15 protein-coding genes are annotated in these 15,699 nt (G+C 49.2%); 10 read left to right on the forward strand and 5 right to left on the reverse strand.

Translation table 11 applies throughout. The features are described from left to right. Positions 1 to 263: 263 nt before the first annotated feature. The 8 genes from ACFO8Q_RS13035 (at position 264) to ACFO8Q_RS13070 (ending at position 8,660) form a co-directional block, all read left to right on the forward strand. Positions 264 to 1,139 (forward strand): YitT family protein, encoded by an 876-nt coding sequence (locus tag ACFO8Q_RS13035; RefSeq protein ID WP_380026249.1) that lies wholly within the window; start codon positions 264 to 266, stop codon positions 1,137 to 1,139. Positions 1,140 to 1,199: 60 nt separating this feature from the next. Further along, positions 1,200 to 3,206, forward strand: a complete 2,007-nt coding sequence (gene tkt, locus ACFO8Q_RS13040) for a transketolase (RefSeq protein WP_380026250.1) — start codon at positions 1,200 to 1,202, stop codon at positions 3,204 to 3,206. A 67-nt stretch (positions 3,207 to 3,273) separates the two neighbouring features. Beyond that, a complete protein-coding gene (locus ACFO8Q_RS13045) occupies positions 3,274 to 3,657 on the forward strand; it encodes a cupredoxin domain-containing protein (RefSeq protein WP_380026251.1) in 384 nt (127 codons plus the stop codon). A gap of 189 nt (positions 3,658 to 3,846) precedes the next feature. Continuing rightward, the gene (locus ACFO8Q_RS13050) at positions 3,847 to 4,164 is read left to right on the forward strand and encodes a c-type cytochrome (protein WP_380026252.1); all 318 of its coding nucleotides are present in this window, start codon (positions 3,847 to 3,849) and stop codon (positions 4,162 to 4,164) included. 141 nt (positions 4,165 to 4,305) lie between these two features. Further along, positions 4,306 to 5,343, forward strand: a complete 1,038-nt coding sequence (gene argC, locus ACFO8Q_RS13055) for an N-acetyl-gamma-glutamyl-phosphate reductase (protein WP_380026253.1) — start codon at positions 4,306 to 4,308, stop codon at positions 5,341 to 5,343. Between the two features lie 12 nt (positions 5,344 to 5,355). Beyond that, positions 5,356 to 6,591 (forward strand): bifunctional glutamate N-acetyltransferase/amino-acid acetyltransferase ArgJ, encoded by a 1,236-nt coding sequence (gene argJ / locus ACFO8Q_RS13060; RefSeq protein WP_380026254.1) that lies wholly within the window; start codon positions 5,356 to 5,358, stop codon positions 6,589 to 6,591. 39 nt (positions 6,592 to 6,630) lie between these two features. Then, entirely contained in the window at positions 6,631 to 7,488 is an 858-nt protein-coding gene (gene argB, locus ACFO8Q_RS13065; protein WP_380026255.1) for an acetylglutamate kinase, read from the forward strand. Further along, entirely contained in the window at positions 7,485 to 8,660 is a 1,176-nt protein-coding gene (locus tag ACFO8Q_RS13070; protein ID WP_380026256.1) for an aspartate aminotransferase family protein, read from the forward strand. Before argB ends, ACFO8Q_RS13070 begins: the two co-directional genes overlap by 4 nt. Before the next feature lie 98 nt (positions 8,661 to 8,758). Here the strand turns inward: ACFO8Q_RS13070 and ACFO8Q_RS13075 are convergent, their stop codons facing one another. Further along, a complete protein-coding gene (locus ACFO8Q_RS13075) occupies positions 8,759 to 9,346 on the reverse strand; it encodes a S8 family peptidase (RefSeq protein WP_380026344.1) in 588 nt (195 codons plus the stop codon). Further along, positions 9,237 to 9,983 (reverse strand): S8 family serine peptidase, encoded by a 747-nt coding sequence (locus ACFO8Q_RS13080; protein ID WP_380026257.1) that lies wholly within the window; start codon positions 9,981 to 9,983, stop codon positions 9,237 to 9,239. Before ACFO8Q_RS13080 ends, ACFO8Q_RS13075 begins: the two co-directional genes overlap by 110 nt. A 389-nt stretch (positions 9,984 to 10,372) precedes the next feature. On the opposite strand from ACFO8Q_RS13080, the gene ACFO8Q_RS13085 reads away from it, so the two are divergent. Next, positions 10,373 to 12,058 carry a thiamine pyrophosphate-binding protein gene (locus ACFO8Q_RS13085; protein WP_380026258.1) on the forward strand — a complete coding sequence of 562 codons (1,686 nt, stop codon included), beginning with the start codon at positions 10,373 to 10,375 and terminating at the stop codon, positions 12,056 to 12,058. Positions 12,059 to 12,108: 50 nt separating this feature from the next. Here the strand turns inward: ACFO8Q_RS13085 and ACFO8Q_RS13090 are convergent, their stop codons facing one another. The 3 genes from ACFO8Q_RS13090 to ACFO8Q_RS13100 form a co-directional block, all read right to left on the reverse strand. Next, positions 12,109 to 12,564, reverse strand: coding sequence for an N-acetyltransferase (locus ACFO8Q_RS13090; RefSeq protein ID WP_380026259.1), 456 nt, complete (start codon positions 12,562 to 12,564; stop codon positions 12,109 to 12,111). 92 nt (positions 12,565 to 12,656) lie between these two features. Continuing rightward, entirely contained in the window at positions 12,657 to 13,511 is an 855-nt protein-coding gene (locus ACFO8Q_RS13095; RefSeq protein WP_380026260.1) for a polysaccharide deacetylase family protein, read from the reverse strand. Further along, positions 13,508 to 15,004 (reverse strand): putative glycoside hydrolase, encoded by a 1,497-nt coding sequence (locus tag ACFO8Q_RS13100; protein ID WP_380026261.1) that lies wholly within the window; start codon positions 15,002 to 15,004, stop codon positions 13,508 to 13,510. Before ACFO8Q_RS13100 ends, ACFO8Q_RS13095 begins: the two co-directional genes overlap by 4 nt. 202 nt (positions 15,005 to 15,206) lie before the next feature. On the opposite strand from ACFO8Q_RS13100, the gene ACFO8Q_RS13105 reads away from it, so the two are divergent. Further along, positions 15,207 to 15,335, forward strand: coding sequence for a hypothetical protein (locus tag ACFO8Q_RS13105; protein ID WP_380026262.1), 129 nt, complete (start codon positions 15,207 to 15,209; stop codon positions 15,333 to 15,335). Positions 15,336 to 15,699 lie beyond the last annotated feature (364 nt).

The following is a 15,699-nucleotide window of genomic DNA, read 5'->3' on the forward strand; positions in this document are numbered from 1 at the left end:
TAAGCTCTCCAGCGCCGATGGTACTTGGGCACGAGCCCTGGGAGAGTAGGTCGTTGCTAGGCACCATAAGGCCTGATCTGTTGATCAGGCCTCTTTCATTTATTGAACGAAAGTCACTCCAATGTGTTTTTGTCTATTCCGTAATCGTACTTCCCTTCGAAACAGAGGAATGGTATACTTCATAGGAAAAACTCAACCATTCGAAATGAATATTTCGTACATACTAAGATTGACAACATGTGTTTACAATTGGGGGATTGTCGTTGAAACGCAACCGTGATCGTGTCTCTCTAACGAGTTCTTGGGTACGCGATATGATCTTTGTCACAATCGGTGCTTTTCTGACCGCCCTTTCGGTGAACTGGGTTTTTGTTCCGAATCAAATTGTGACGGGCGGTTTGACGGGAATCGGTATCCTCCTGGAATTTGCACTGGGCATACCGATTTCGGCTACTACACTTTTGCTCAACATTCCGCTCTTTGTGGCGGGTTGGAAAATGCTTGGCGGACAGGCCTTCGGTTTTAAAACATTGTACGGTTTCGTAGTATTGGCCGGATTCATACAACTGACCGATTTTTTCCGCACAACCCCTTTAACGGATGAGCCTTTATTGGCGTGTATTTATGGGGGTGTTTTGCTTGGAGGCGGACTCGGGATTGTATTTCGGGGTCGTGCCACTACAGGCGGAACTGATTTGTTGGCCCGTTTGGTACAGAAGTTAACGGGCGTTTCACCGGGAGTGTTGCTTCTCGTCATTGATGGTTTGATTATCGTGTCTGCAGCTGTCATGTTTAATGTGGAACGCATCCTTTATGCATTGGTCAGTTTGTTTGTGACAGGGAAGACAATCGATTTTATCCAGGAAGGCTTGGCTCGTTCCAAGGTTGCCTATATAATCTCGGCCCATCATGACCAAATTAAAGAAGGAATTCTTCATTCACTTGACCGCGGTGTTACACAGTTGGAAGCGGTGGGAGGCTATACCGGGGAGAACCGAAAGGTTTTGCTCTGTGTGGTGAACCAATCGGAAGTGTCCAACTTAAAAGATCTTGTCCGCTCTGTCGATTCGGAAGCATTTGTGATCGTGTCGGACGCACACGAAGTTTTAGGGAAAGGATTCCTGCTTCCAACCTTATAGTTCAGCATAGACAGGGATTTTGAGAAAAGGATCAGAACAATTTTGAAAGGAGTATTCTGAATGAATCACAACTCTGTAGAACAACTTGCGATTAATACGATCCGCACACTCTCCATTGATGCGGTCAATAAAGCGAACTCCGGCCATCCCGGAATGCCCATGGGCGCCGCACCGATGGCGTACGTTCTCTGGACTCGTTTTATGAAGCATAATCCAACCAATCCTTCCTGGTTTGATCGGGACCGGTTTGTACTGTCAGCGGGCCACGGTTCCATGCTGCTGTATAGTTTGCTGCATCTTTCCGGGTACGATGTAACGATGGATGATTTGAAAAACTTCCGTCAATGGGGAAGCCGCACTCCCGGTCATCCTGAGTTTGGGCATACGCCAGGTGTGGAAGCCACTACGGGTCCGTTGGGACAAGGGATCTCGATGGCTGTCGGGATGGCGATGGCTGAGCGCCACATGGCGGCCGTCTATAATCGTGACGGACATGAAATGATTGATCATTATACATATTCCATTTGCGGCGATGGCGATTTGATGGAAGGTGTGGCAGCGGAAGCCGCTTCCTTGGCAGGTCATTTGAAACTCGGCCGTCTGATCGTATTGTACGATTCAAATGATATCTCACTCGATGGGGAATTGAATCTCTCGTTTAGTGAAAGTGTGGAAAAGCGTTTTGAAGCGTATGGCTGGCAGGTGCTTCGTGTTGAGGATGGCAACGATATACAGGCAATTGAACAGGCAATTGCAGAAGCCCACAAAGATACGGAGCGCCCTACCTTAATTGAAGTACGCACGACGATCGGTTATGGAAGCCCGAATCGTGCCGGCAGTTCGGAAGCGCACGGAAAGCCGCTTGGCAACGAGGAAGCCCAACTGACGAAAGAAGCATACGCATGGCCGCATGAACCGTTCCACGTTCCGGATGAAGTTCGGGCACATTTTGCCAAAGTGAAGGAACAGGGTGAACGGGCAGAAGCCGAATGGCGGCAACAATTTGATCAATACAAACGGGAGTTTCCTGAATTGGCTCAGCAGCTGGAGGATGCAATCGGCAACAAGCTCCCTGCCGGTTGGGAGGAGAGTTTGCCCACCTATACTCCGGACAAGGGGAAGATTGCAACACGGAATGCATCCGGTGATGTGCTGAATGCGATTGCCAAAAAGGTTCCTTTCTTCCTAGGAGGATCGGCCGACTTGGCTTCTTCGAACATGACGCTTTTAAAGGGAGAGTCCAATTTCAGTTCACGGGATTACAGTGGCCGGAATATTTGGTTTGGAGTGCGGGAACATGCGATGGGAGCCGCCCTGAACGGAATGGCGTTACACGGTGGGGTGAAGGTTTACGGAGGAACTTTCTTCGTATTCTCCGATTACCTGCGACCTGCAATGAGGCTGTCTGCGTTGATGAACGTACCCGTGATTTACGTATTGACACATGACAGTATTGCGGTTGGCGAAGATGGGCCGACTCATGAACCGATTGAACACCTTACTGCACTCCGTGTGATTCCGGGCATGACTGTTTTCCGCCCTGCCGATGCGAATGAAACGGCTGCGGCCTACCGTTACGCTGTTGCGGAAAGCAAAGGCCCGGTTTCGATGGTGCTGTCCCGCCAAGGGTTGCCGGTTCTCGAAGGAACTCAGGACAATATTTATCAAAAAGTGGCACGCGGGGCGTACGTAGTTTCCGAAGCTTCCGCACAGCAGCCGGAAGTTATTTTGATCGCTACCGGTTCGGAAGTCAGCCTGGCCATTAAAGCCCAACAGGAATTGGCTGCAAAAGGCGTTGCGGCCCGTGTCGTCAGCATGCCAAGCTGGGAGTTGTTCGAAAAACAGCCTCAGTCCTACAAAGATCAAATTTTGCCTCCTAATGTGAAAGCACGTGTGGCAATTGAAATGGGACATCCGATGGGCTGGGAGCGTTATGTCGGCGAGCAAGGTGCCGTACTTGGCATCGATAAGTTCGGAGCTTCCGCACCTGGTGACAAAGTGATCGAAGAGTACGGATTTACAGTGGCCAACGTTGTGGCTGCGGCAGAAAAAGTGATCAAGAAATAGTTTTCACAAAACTGTCAACACCTCCTTGCCCCAATGATGTTAGGATTGGAACGAGGAGGTTTTTTCTATGACCAGATCTGCGAAATTGTTTGTGATAGCTGCTGCTTCTCTTGGAATCTTAGCCGGATGCGGCGGAGGGGAGTCTGCCTCAACTTCCAATCCCGTGATGACAGGGAACCCGCAAGAAGTGAAGATTGCAGGCTCGAACTATAAGTTTGAAGTGACCCAGGGTGAACTGAAAGCGGGGCAACCGGTGAAACTGACGCTTGAGGGGAAAGCAGGCGTCCATGGATACAAAATTACCGATTCCTCCATTAACGAAACCGTAAAAAGCGATGAAGTCAAAACGGTGACCTGGACTCCCGAAAAATCGGGCGAGTACTTTGTTGTGTGCTCAGTTCCGTGCGGTTCAGGCCACAGCAGCATGCAAGCGAAGATTGTCGTAAAGTAACGGTGCAGCCATTGCACCGATCTATGAGAACGACCATTGTGGTAAAAATAATCCCTTCTGCGCCCACTGCCTGCACCTTCGATTGATTTTGGAATTGAGGGTTTTTTTGTTTTCATTTCTTTGCATAATGAATAGAGGGGATCAACCGGACAATGCGAATGGATCAATGCGATTTGGAGGCAGCGGATCATGAATCGAAAATTCACTATGTCGGTTGCACTAGGTGTGGCCTTGATTGCAACTGGGTGCGCGACCAAAGATAAGCAGGAAGGACAGCCCGCCGTTTCGGATATTCCTGCCGCTTATAGAAAAAACTGTTCCGCTTGTCATGGAAGCTCGCTGGAAGGGAGAAGCGGCCCTAATCTCACCAAAGTGGGAGGCAAGCTGCCGCAGGAACAAATAAAATTGATGATTGAAAAAGGCGGACGTGGGATGCCACCGTTCAAGGACGTTCTTACAGCGGAAGAGATAAACGAAATAAGCAACTGGCTGGCCGCTAAAAAATAATCTGCGGATTCCAACCATACCCGTTTCCTATAGTCGGAAGCGGGTTATTTTTACGTTTCTAAATGGTGTTGAAAAAATATACATATATATGTATAATCATTCATATCGTTTTCATATCGTGATTTATGGGGGAATCTAAAGATGATTCGTGCTGCTGTTGTGGGAGCATCAGGATATACAGGCATTGAACTGCTGCGATTGCTGCAACGTCATCCTCAAGTCCAGGTGACATGCATGACGGGTGATTCGTCAGCAGGAAAAGACATACAATCGATCTATCCTCATCTTCAGGGGTTTTATGGCAATAGAATCGAAACGGTCGATCCGGATGCGATTGCGGAACAGGCCGATGTGGCATTTATCGCACTTCCCAGCGGACACGCGGGAGGGATTGTGCCCGGACTCTTAAAAAATGGCCTGCGCGTCATTGATCTCGGCGGGGACTTGCGGCTGCCTGCTGACCTCTATGAGACTTGGTACGGGAAAAAACCTGTTCCGGCAGAGGTTCAGAATGAGGCTGTTTACGGTCTGTCCGAATGGTACCGCGAGGAAATCAAAGAGGCAAAGCTGATTGCGAATCCGGGATGTTTTCCGACTGCGACGCTTCTCGCCTTACTGCCTTTAATTCAAGCGGCAGCAGTCGAAAAGGATTCGATCATTGTCGATGCCAAATCGGGTGTCTCGGGAGCAGGGAGGACTGCTTCGCTGGGATCCCTTTTTGCGGAAGTGAACGAAAACTTCAAAGCTTATCGGGTGAATCAGCATCAGCATACGCCGGAGATTGAAATGCAGTTATCCCGTATTGCAGGGGAAAAGGTAATCATGACGTTTACGCCTCACCTTGTGCCTATGAACCGGGGGATTCTTGCAACATGCTATGCAAAAGTCAAAGCGGGTTGGACACAATCGAAGCTGTTTGATCTCTATCGCAGCACCTATGAAGGGAAACCGTTTGTTCGCATTCGCCCTGAAGGGAATTACCCGCAAACGAAGGAAGTAGCCGGTTCAAACCTGTGCGACATCGGATTGTCGCTTGACCATCGTACAGGTCGGCTGACTGTGTTATCAGCGATCGACAACCTGGTGAAAGGTGCCTCCGGGCAGGCGATCCAGAATTTGAACATTATGATGGGATTCGAGGAAACGAGCGGCTTGACAGCTGTGCCATTATACCCGTAAGGGGGATGAAACATGTTAAAGACAGAGAAAAAAATTCAGGTAGTTGAAAACGGGGGAGTTACTGCCCCGAAAGGGTATAAGGCAGCGGGGGTACCTGCCGGCATCAAGAACGGAAAGAAAGAGAAAAAGGATGTAGCGGTTCTCGTTTCTGAAGTTCCGGCGGCGGCGGCAGGCGTGTATACCACGAATGCTGTTCAAGCGGCCCCTCTTTTGGTGACGAAAGCTTCTTTGGAAAAAACGGGACTTCTGCAAGCAGTAGTTGTCAATTCCGGGAACGCCAATGCCTGTACGGGCGAACAAGGGATTAAAGACGCGGAAGAAATGCAAGAGTTGACAGCAAAAGTGTTTCAAATTGACAAAGAGCTTGTGGGCGTGGCCTCGACAGGTGTCATCGGAGTATTGCTTCCGATGGACCGGATTTCCGAGGGGATTGCGGAAGCAAGCCGTAAAGTGAGCGGTGACGGCGGAGTCGATTTTGCCCGGGCGATTATGACCACCGACCTTGTGAAAAAAGAAGTTGCCGTACAGGTTGAAATTGAGGGCAAGGTCGTCACGATTGGTGGAGCAGGTAAAGGGTCCGGCATGATTCATCCGAATATGGCGACGATGCTGGGCTTTATTACAACCGATGCTGCGATTGAACAAGCAGCTTTGCAAGCCGCACTTCGCCAGATCACGAACCGCACATTTAACCGGATTACCGTTGACGGTGATACCAGCACGAATGATATGGTGCTAGTTCTTGCAAATGGTCAAGCCGGGAATGATACTCTCAATCCGGGTCATGAAGAATGGCCGCTTTTTGTCGAAGCGCTGGAGTATGTTGCGCTGCATTTGGCCAAGGCGATTGCCCGTGACGGAGAAGGAGCTACGAGGCTGATCGTGGCGGAAGTCTGCGGTGCCCGTTCGGAAGAGGATGCGGAAAAAGTGGCTAAGACAATCGTCGGATCCAGCCTGGTGAAAACGGCAGTGTTTGGCGCTGATGCGAACTGGGGCCGGTTGATGATGGCAGTCGGGCGTTCCGGAGCGGAAGTCGATCCCAACCGTGTGGACATTTGGATCGGTTCGATCCAAGTGGCAGCAAACGGCATGGGAATGGAATATGACGAAGCGGAGGCGACGTTGGAACTGCAGAAAGATCCGGTTGTATTTAAAGTGAATCTGAATGTCGGGCACGCGGATGCGACCGCATATGGATGCGATCTTACTTACGAATATGTGAAGATCAATGGAAGCTACCGGACATAACAACTTCTATCCCGATACAGGGATTGGGGAGGCGGAGGAATGACAGAGTTTACGGCGAAGGCTTCGGTACTGATTGAAGCTTTACCTTATATCCAGCGGTTTGCTGGCAAGACGATGGTAATCAAATACGGTGGATCTGCGATGGGCGGCCCATTTGAACAGGTGATTCTCGACATTATCTGGCTGAAACAGGCGGGCATTCGTCCGGTTGTGGTACATGGGGGCGGCAAAGAGATCACAGGGCTCTTAAACCGTTTGCAGATCGAATCCCAATTCGTTGACGGACTTCGGGTGACGGATGCGGAGACGATGAATGTTGCGGAGATGGTTTTAGGGGGCAGTATCAACAAACGGATTGCAGCGACTTTTTATAAAAACGGGGTGGCGGCAGTCGGATTAACCGGTGTGGACGGCGGTTTGCTGAAGGTACGGCAAAAGCGGGAAGAACTTGGACTTGTCGGTGAGGTGGTCAGCGTTAACAGTTCCTTCCTTACTCAGTTACTTGACGCAGGGGTGGTACCGATCATCGCTCCGATTGGGGTAGATGAGAACGGCGTCCGCTACAACGTGAATGCCGACTCGGCTGCAGGGGCAATTGCCGGTGCACTCCATGCGGAAAAATTGGTTTTGCTGACCGATGTGCCCGGTATTTTACGTAATACTCCGAATGGTAAACAAGTTCTGAACCAAATTACACCCGAGGGGATTCAATTGCTGATTGAAGAAGGGCAAATAACGGGCGGAATGGTTCCAAAAGTGGAGGCTTGTTTGCAAGCGCTGGCAGCGGGTGCCAAACATGTTCACATTTTGAACGGGGAAGAACCGCACGCACTGCTGCTCGAAGTATTCACCGATCAAGGGATCGGCACTATGGTAATCGGGGAGGAGACCGCATGACCAACCATGTGATGCAAACGTATGGACGCTGGCCTGTTTCGATGGCAAAAGGGGAAGGCATTTGGCTGTACGATTCGGAAGGGAACAAGTATCTCGATTTTACCGCCGGCATCGCGGTGACGGCCCTTGGTCATGCACATCCGGAGATTGCAAAAGTAATTGCGGAACAAGCAGCCACACTTCTGCACTGTTCCAACCTTTATCACATTCCGAATCAGATCGAATTGGCTGCAAAATTGGTGGAGTTATCCTGTTTCGATAAAGTATTCTTCTCCAACTCGGGAGCGGAAGCGATTGAAGGGGCCATTAAGATGGCTCGCCGCTGGGCATACGAGAACTACGGTCCTGAAAAACATGAGGTCATTACGTTTGAACATTCCTTCCATGGCCGAACTTTAGGTGCATTAACGGCTACCTGCCAGGCAAAATACCAAGAGGGATTCGGACCGCTCGTTCCGGGGTTCCATTATGCTAATCCCGGAAATATCGAATCGGTTAAGTCTTTGATCTCGGAAAAAACTTGTGCAATTCTGTTAGAGCCGGTGCAAGGAGAAGGCGGAGTCCGTCCCTTTAGTAAGGCATTCCTGCAGGAACTGCGGGCACTTTGTGATGAGAACGGCTTTTTGCTCATTCTGGATGAAGTACAGACCGGCGTCGGGCGTACAGGTACATTTTTCGCATACGAGCAGTTTGGAATTGAACCCGATATTCTTGCATTGGCGAAAGGTTTGGCGAATGGGGTTCCGATTGGTGCGGTACTGGCCAAACAACATGTTGCGGATGTAATGGTGCCGGGTACTCATGCGAGCACGTTTGGCGGAAATCCGCTGGCGACGGCTGCGGGTCTTGCAACCGTAAACCTCTTACTGCAAGAGGGGATTATGGACAACGTAAGAGAGATGGGTGGTTATCTCGTCGGCAAGCTGCAGCAGTTGGTCGACAAACACCCGGTAGCGCAGGAAGTAAGGGGGATGGGATTGTTGGTCGGCTTGTCACTGGATCGTCCGGCGGGCGATGTGATAAAAGCATGTATGGAAAAGAAATTGCTGCTTACTGTTGCCGGGGGGAACGCGGTGAGATTTACACCCCCTCTGATCGTAACGAAAGAGCAGATTGACCAAGCGGTTTCCATTCTCGATGAGACTCTGGCTGAACTGTACCAAACTGTTTAACAGTAGGGATTAGAAAGTGGCACACTTTGCAGAAGCGAAGTGGCCACTTTTTCTTTGGTCAGAGTTACGCTCCGGATCGACGCGTTATTTGCATAAACTTATTTTTTCAGTAAAGCGTTATCGATGTTTGCTTCACCTGCGCCAAAGTATTGATCATGCCCGCTTTTGCCCAGGTCGACGGCGGTCTGTTGGATTGATGCAGCTATTTGCGCGGGGTTGTATTCCGGGTGTTGAGCTTTGATCACCCCTGCGATGCCCGCTACTTTTGGAGCTGCCATGGAAGTGCCGTGCAGCAGCGCATACCCTGTGAGATTCGCAGTAGGGTAGGGCGGCAGATAAGTTGGCCAGGTGGACAGCGTACGATACATAAAGTCGCGCTTGTTGAGGTAATTGCCAGTTGGGTCTTGCCGGTAGAGAGCATCATAAACCGGTCCGTTGTCTCTCCCCGGAGCGGCTACATCAATTGCCCCGCTGCCGTAGTTGGAGTAAAACGCAATCACATCTTTGGACCATTCATTCGACGAAGAAACTGTGATTACTCCGGGAATCTGTGCCGGTACCACCCGGGAAGGACCTTTAATGTCCCATCCGTAAATTTGTTTCCAATAGGTTTGCATGTCGTGCAGACTGTTCAGGTTCCGGGAGTCGTTCCCCGCAGCGACGACAACTGTAACTCCCTTTTTGATTGCATATTGAATTGCACGATGGTAGGCAACCATCGACGCAGACTGGTCCTTTGTCGTCCAGGTTATGAGCCAGCCAACGCCAGCCGCCGAGACTCATGTTTACGACCTCGACTCCGTCATTCGCCGCTGAAACAATTGTATCGGTAATCCAGGATTGCTTTGCTCCTCCGGTTGCGCCAAATACTCTGTAGGCACGGACTTTCAGATTTGGACCTACGCCAAGCACTTTTCCGCTTCCTGCAATCGAGCCTGCCACATGGGTACCGTGACCATTTTGGTCCCAAGCGTTTGTGGTTCCGGGAACAAACGTCTTGCTGCCCGCCTCATCCGCCTGGGGATCATCCTCAAGATAAAGTTCAATTTCTTCATCGGCAGCTTCAATTTCGGGATTGGAGCGCAAGCTGGGTAAGAAGGAAGGATTGTTGGAAGCTGCTTCGACAATTCCCACTTCAGCGATCGTTCGGGTAACAGCGCCGCCAGCCTGTTGGATTTGCGCCTGGTAATCGACAGGCAGATTTCCTTTAAAGGAGACTAAATAGGATTTTTCCTCCTGCGCGTTAGCTCCGCCCTGTATGCCGGCTAACAAGGAAAGTGCAAGTACAGAAGACATAGTAAGTGCAACCAGACGTTTTTTCACCAAGACTCCCCTTAGGAACTGACAATCTGGAAAATAATTAACAATATAAATCATATCAGTGGAATGTCAAATGGGTCAATCAAATTATTGCAAGACTTATATAATTTAATAATTTACTTTTACTTATTATTGTCCCTTTTTAACATCTGTGATAAATAAGTAAAAATAAATATTTACAAAATAAAAAAAGACGTTTTGAGAAGGGTGATCATATGGAAGCCCACAAGTTTAAAGAACAACCCGAATGCGGTAGAGGTTATGAACCAATTGGTTGCGGTCGCATTAGGTAAGCAGAGTCAATCTTGGAAAGCCAAATTAGCTCTTTAGCATAATCTTCCGTTCTCCAACACACGTTAAGTACGAAGAATCGTGATAAAGGGGACGGACAAATGGTTCAAGAAATTCAACAGAAGCCGCAGAATCAGGTTGCTGCCGTTCAAGCGGCATCAGCGGTGACACCGTGGAATAACAAAACGGTGGCCGAGACGATTTTGGAGCAGCTGCACTTATGGGGTGTGGAACGGATATACGGAGTGGTGGGAGACGCCATTCTGGGCTTGATGGATGCGATTGCGAAGCAAAATCGGATCCGGTTTATTGCCGTAAAACATGAATCGGTTGCCGCCATGATGGCTTCAGCGGAAGCCAAGTTAACGGGAAAACTGGGAGTATGCGTTGCCACGATGGGGCCCGGGCTTGGCAATTTATTAAACGGTCTCGGTGATGCACACATGGATAAAGCACCGGTATTGGCAATTACCGGACAAGCACCGACAGATAAAATAGGAACCGACTACAAGCAGTATGTCGATCAGCAGGAACTGATTAAGCCGTTCGCACGGTACAGCACCTTACTTACACATCCGAATGCAACGGTGGAGGTGTTGGTAAAGGCCATGCATACCTCCTTGACAGAAGGTGCGGTGACACATCTCTCAGTACCGAAAGATATGTTTACAATGATGACGTCGGCAAAAGTCCGGCAGAAACCTGCATTGCTGAAGGGGACAGCTCAGTTTGACAAACACGGTTTGCAATCGGCGATTCAACTCCTCGCCTCCGCAAAACAACCGATGATCGTTGCAGGTGTCGGGGGAAGAACGGCTGCACAAGCGGTTGGAAAATTGGCGGAAACATTGGGCGCAGGCATTCTCGTCAGTTTAGGGGCCAAAGGGATGATTCCCGAGTCCTCTCCAAATATGCTTGGAGGCATTGGCCAAGGCGGAAACCCATATGCTGACGATCTGTTTAAACAGTCTGATGTGGTACTGCTGGTTGGGGATACCTGGTGGCCGGAAGGCTATGTCCCGACACAAGCCCGCATTCTCCAAATCGATACGGCGCAGCAAAATATCGGAAAAGGCATACCGACTGAACTCGGAATCGTTGGGGATGCGTCCGTAGCAGTTCCTTTGTTGACTGAAGGATTGCAAGGATATCAGAAAAATCCGGAATGGGTTTCCAAATGGACAGTGGTGAAACGAATGTGGGAGTTAACCAATGAGCAGGAAGGGATGCTTGGAGGCTCCCCAATCCACCCCGCAACAGTTTGTCGAGTGATCGAGAGATCCGTATCATCGAACGCAGTTATAACCCTGGATACCGGAGATGTAACAGTCTGGATGAACCGCAGCTTCAGAGCTCAAAATCAGGATGTGTTATTCTCGGGAGATTGGCGGACAATGGGGTTTGGAGTCCCTGCGGCCCTTGCCGCCAAATTATGTTCTCCGGATCGCCAAGTGGTAGCGGTTGTTGGGGACGGCGGGCTCGAAATGGTGATGGCCGATTTGCTCACAGCCGTTCGTTACGGGTTACAAGTGACCGTTGTGGTGTTTAATAACGGTGCCCTGCAGATGGAGTTGGACAAGATGATTGTGAGCGGGTTTCAAACGGAAGGAGTGCAGCTGACAAATCCCGACTTTGTAAAATTGGCCCAAGCGTGCGGATGGGAAGGGTACCGGACTGAGACGGAGGAACAGCTCGAAAGAGCCTTGCGGGAAGCGCTGCAGTCCAACAAGCCGGTGTTGATCGATGTGAAAACGGCAGCGGTGGTTCATCCGGAGACAAAGCAATAACAAAAAAGCCGGAGTCCAATCGACTCCAGCCAAAGGTTATCCCGCCTGAATTAGGACACGTAATATAACATGGCAGTCTCGTCGCAGGTGGGAAACTTGCTGCAATTGATACAATCCTTCCACACTTTATGCGGAAGGGTTTCTTTTTGTACGATCTCAAATCCGCATTTGCGGAAAAAATCCACCTGATAGGTGAGCGATAAAACACGCGGAATCCCGAGTTGGGCAGATTCCTTCACAAGGATGGACACAAGCTCTTTGCCAAGACCCATTCCTTTTTTGTCAGGTGCAACTGCGAGAGATCGGATTTCTGCAAGATCCTGCCAGAGGATATGGAGACCGCCGACACCTACAATACGGTCTTCATCCTCAATCACGGTTAATGATTGCAGATTTTCATATAAAGAAATACGGGGACGCGGCAATACCAGGCCGAGATCCGCATTCATCTGGATCAATTCGTAGATAGCTTCCGTATCACCCATTACCGCTTTGCGAAATTGCACGGGACTTCACTTCCTATAATGAATATGCAAAAATTAAGTATAATTATACACACGTATGCATGTCCCGTCTATCACTATTTTCATCGTTTTCTTTAGTCGGGTTTTACTTCTGTCGGCAGCACAAATTTATAGCCCTGCTCGGTCAGCCGTTTGAGAATTCCGTCTAGAGCCTGAACTTCCACAGGATTGTCGTGCATTAAAATATTGGCTCCGTTATGCATGGTGGATACAGTTTGCTGAATCACTTTTTGCGGATCGGTGTACTCCCAGTCAAGCGATCCGACCGACCAGTTCATCCATTGCATACCTTGTTTTTTGACTTCATCTTGAAAAACATCTGTATAGGATCCAAACGGGGGCCGGATAAATTTTGGTTTTTCGCCTGTGATCTTTTCAAGAAGCTCGCTCAGGGAGGCAATTTCTTTTCTTTGTACATCGGGCGGAAGTTGTTTGAAGTTTTCATGGGACCAGCTGTGGTTTGCCACTATATGTCCCCGCTTTCTGATTTCGAGGATCATTTCTTCAAACTTTTTTGCTTTGTGGGGATCGGGCAGATAATTGTATCCATAGTTAAATCCGCTTACGAACCAGATTGATTTCGCGTGGTAACGGTCCAGAATATCAAGAATTTGAAGAGTGGAATCTCCTTTCGGACCATCATCGAACGTCAGCAGTGCAATTTTTTCGTTTGCAGATTCTTCAACCGAATGAATGAAAAAGTTTTGGGTATCGACGTAGTATCGTTTCGGTTCCTTGACTTCAGGCTGCTGAAGCGGCTGTGGCTCCTCCGGAGCGGATGTCGGCGTTGTAGATGGCGCCGGTGCTGCGGCTCCTTCCGAAGGTTGATCGGATGCTGCCGGAGCGGAAGACGGAGATGCGGGTTGATTCGAACAACCCGCAAACGTTATCGCGACCGCAAGAAGAAGTGGAATTTTACGGTGCATCATGGCGTGTAATCGACTCCATCCGTATAGGTATTGCCGGCATTCCAAATCAGAAATTCATTGATCCCGTGATCTTTCAGCGCTCGAATTTGCGCTTCCACTTCGGCTTTTCCGTACGACTTGTAATTCCCGCCACCCAGCCAACTTGCGGTGAAATCTTGAATCCAGGGGCGAGAAGTGACCTTATTTTTCAAACCGTTTAATTTTTCATTTTCGGCTTTTGCATATTCTGCCACCAAACGATAGGGCTCAAGATCCGGTTTGGGAATGTTGAAATATCCGGGCCCCCAATGGGACGGATAGATCATGGAGGAAATGACGTCCACATTTTCGCAGATTCGCACAAAGTTCTGTCCGATACCGGGAGCTTCCGGCAGGGTTGCCGAGTAACCGAAAATATCAACACTTACTTTTGCGCCAAAAGGCTCCAGTTCCTTTCTCGCGTACGACACGAAATCGGTGACGGCATCGACACGAAGTTGAACGAGACGCTCCTTCTCGGAAAATTGAGGGGCTTTTGGTGCTGTCTTTTCGTGGTTTTGGAATTCGGCAGATGCTTTCGCCAAAGATTCTTCCGCGGCTTGCAGTTCTTTCTTTTGTTCTTCCGACAGGTTTTCTTTCGGTTGGTATCCGCTTACCTTCGCTTGCAGAGCTTCCTGCTGCTTCTTCAGTTCCGCTTTTCTTGATTCATAAGAGTTTATCGCTGCCTGGTATTCCTGTTCCAATTGGGCAAATTTCGTCGGTTTCCGGTCTTTATACTCTCCCATGTTATACTGCAGGGTATTGTCCATTGTTTCGAAGCCTTCGGGGAATCGTACATAATCGAATTGTATTTCCTGGAAGCCTGCTTCTGCGGCTTTCTTTGCAATTTCAAGGTTGTGTTTCCAAACTTCGGGGAGGAAGGGATTGACGAACGCTTCTCCGCGACTGTTTCTCCATATTTGTCCCTGGGTAAGGAAGGAATATTCAGGGTGGGCTTGTGCGAAGACGGAGTCTTTGAAGACTACAATTCTGGCGATTGGATAAATGTCATGTTCTTTCAATTTTGCAAGCAAAGCTTTCGGGTCATGGATGTAGGGGCGGCTGGAATCTTCCCATTTTGGATCGTTGATCTTGTAAGTGATATAGCCCCAGTCGTCTTTGATATCGATGACCATCGTGTTTAAGTCTGTTTTGTCAACCAGATCGACGAGACTGTTGAAGCGTTCTCCACCCGCTGAATGGGCGGTAACATAAATTCCGCGGACTGCATCGGGATACGTGAAACCAGAAGTTTGTGAGATTTTTGGTTGCGGTGGTTCTGAGGGCTCCGGTTTCTGCAGGGAAGGAGTGGCCGTTTGCTGAAGAGTGGGAGGCTCACTTTTTTGAAGAGCGGGAGTTTCCGTTTTTGCCGCCACTTCGGATTGTGTGGCGTTTTCGGAGCTTCCACCGGTGATGACTGTGGTGGAGCATGCAGCCAATAAAGGGATTACCAACAAGTATGTCCATTTTTTCATAATAGTTACCCCTCTTTTATCCTTTTACTCCATTTTAATGGTGGCTATCTCTCGTTTCTTCGGCATTTTTTCACATATTTCGACATTTAGGTTAGGACAAATAGCCTATTTTTTTATGGGCGGGATAAAAGTCCAAACGGTTGTTGCAGGGCTGGCGTACAATGGACTATACTCCATTGTCTGCAAGTAAGGGGGGAGTGCGGTGCTTCCGTTTGGTTTCGGTTTCCCCGGTGCCGGCTTCGGGTACGGCTGGTCATGGTGGGCGATTGCTTTCTTGATTGCATTTGCAGTGTTTTTCTTTATTGTATGGTGTTGGAAGCCCATTTATTAATCACCGGTTCTGAGAACCGGTTTTTTTGTTGACCGCAAACAAAAAGGCCCGCGGGGCCTCAGACTTCTTGCTCTTTATGCAAGAGCATCTATATGAACGCTCCTTTCCCTTTGTCTATACACCTCCGAGTGGGATGGAGCGGTAACCCGATATTTTACTTTACTTTATGCAGAAGGAGTCGGATTGGTTCGCCCTGCCCCTTTAAACGGTAAGATCTAAAAAACCATTGCAAATTTATTCATCGGAACGTATAATAATTCGAGAACATGCATCTATATACAATAGATAGAGTAAATATAGAGGGGGAGGGAACCAGAATGACTCACCCAAAGGGTTCAAATTTCGGCAGGGGTACAGCGTCTTC

Origin of the sequence: Effusibacillus consociatus (assembly GCF_042652925.1) — a bacterium.
GTDB classification, from domain to species: domain Bacteria; phylum Bacillota; class Bacilli; order Tumebacillales; family Effusibacillaceae; genus Effusibacillus; species Effusibacillus consociatus.

What these genes read in the sequence shown, in the direction of transcription:
- ACFO8Q_RS13095 (WP_380026260.1), bottom strand. Translation starts at nt 13,511, where the DNA reads ATGATGCACCGTAAAATTCCACTTCTTCTTGCGGTCGCGATAACGTTT.
- ACFO8Q_RS13100 (WP_380026261.1), bottom strand. Translation starts at nt 15,004, where the DNA reads ATGAAAAAATGGACATACTTGTTGGTAATCCCTTTATTGGCTGCATGC.
- ACFO8Q_RS13085 (WP_380026258.1), top strand. Translation starts at nt 10,373, where the DNA reads ATGGTTCAAGAAATTCAACAGAAGCCGCAGAATCAGGTTGCTGCCGTT.
- ACFO8Q_RS13050 (WP_380026252.1), top strand. Translation starts at nt 3,847, where the DNA reads ATGAATCGAAAATTCACTATGTCGGTTGCACTAGGTGTGGCCTTGATT.
- tkt (WP_380026250.1), top strand. Translation starts at nt 1,200, where the DNA reads ATGAATCACAACTCTGTAGAACAACTTGCGATTAATACGATCCGCACA.
- ACFO8Q_RS13070 (WP_380026256.1), top strand. Translation starts at nt 7,485, where the DNA reads ATGACCAACCATGTGATGCAAACGTATGGACGCTGGCCTGTTTCGATG.
- ACFO8Q_RS13045 (WP_380026251.1), top strand. Translation starts at nt 3,274, where the DNA reads ATGACCAGATCTGCGAAATTGTTTGTGATAGCTGCTGCTTCTCTTGGA.
- argC (WP_380026253.1), top strand. Translation starts at nt 4,306, where the DNA reads ATGATTCGTGCTGCTGTTGTGGGAGCATCAGGATATACAGGCATTGAA.
- argB (WP_380026255.1), top strand. Translation starts at nt 6,631, where the DNA reads ATGACAGAGTTTACGGCGAAGGCTTCGGTACTGATTGAAGCTTTACCT.
- argJ (WP_380026254.1), top strand. Translation starts at nt 5,356, where the DNA reads ATGTTAAAGACAGAGAAAAAAATTCAGGTAGTTGAAAACGGGGGAGTT.